Origin of the sequence: Pararcticibacter amylolyticus (genome assembly GCF_003130405.1) — a bacterium.
GTDB lineage: Bacteria > Bacteroidota > Bacteroidia > Sphingobacteriales > Sphingobacteriaceae > Arcticibacter > Arcticibacter amylolyticus.
Window position 1 is genome coordinate 1 of the sequence record NZ_QEAS01000086.1, and the last position, 803, is coordinate 803.

Annotated in this window: 1 pseudogene; it reads left to right on the top strand. The window is 59.5% G+C overall.

The features are described 5' to 3' along the window. Positions 1 to 803 (top strand): annotated as a pseudogene (locus DDR33_RS26220) (hypothetical protein); the annotation flags it as partial.

Here is an 803-nt window from a genome sequence, read left to right on the forward strand (position 1 = left end):
AACTTCGTGTACGGCTACCACTACGACAGCCGCAAGCGGCTGAAAGAAAAGAAAGTCCCCGGCAAAGGCTGGGAATACCTGGTCTACAACAAGCTGGACCAGGTGGTGCTCAGCCAGGACGCCCTCCAGCGCAGCGCCGGGATCTGGCTGTTCACTAAGTACGACGCCATGGGCCGTGTGGTGATGAGCGGGGAAGTCCCCCTTTCAGGAAACCAGCAGACCGTTCAGGCAGCCGTCAATGCCCAGACCGGCACCCTGTGGGAGATCTACCAGGGCGGCAGCAGCAACTACGGCTACAGCAGCCAGAGCTATCCGCAGGCCATCGGGAAAGTCTATGCCGTAAACTATTACGACCGCTATGACTACCTGTCCCTGTCCGGCATCAACCCCAATACCAGCGTTTTTGCCGCCCCGCCTGCCAGCATCGACACGATCTACCAGCAGCCCACCGGCCTTCAGACCGGCAGCCTGGTCAATGTCACCGGCAGCAGTATGTACCAGCTCACCGTCAGCCATTACGACCTGGACGGAAGAGAAGTAAAGACTATCCGCCAGCACAGCCAGGGCGGCAGTACCGCCCCCGGCAAATACGAGATCACCGAGAACCGCTACAGCTTCACCGGTCAGCTGGTGCAAAGCACCCAAAAGCACTACAATACCACCGGCCAGCAGTACAGCCAGACTTCGCAGTACAGCTACGACCACATGGGGCGCAAGCGGCAGCAAAGGCAAAGCATCACCGGCAGTGACGGAGTAACCGTATCCCGGGCCGTACCGGCCCAGTACGAATACAACGAACTGGG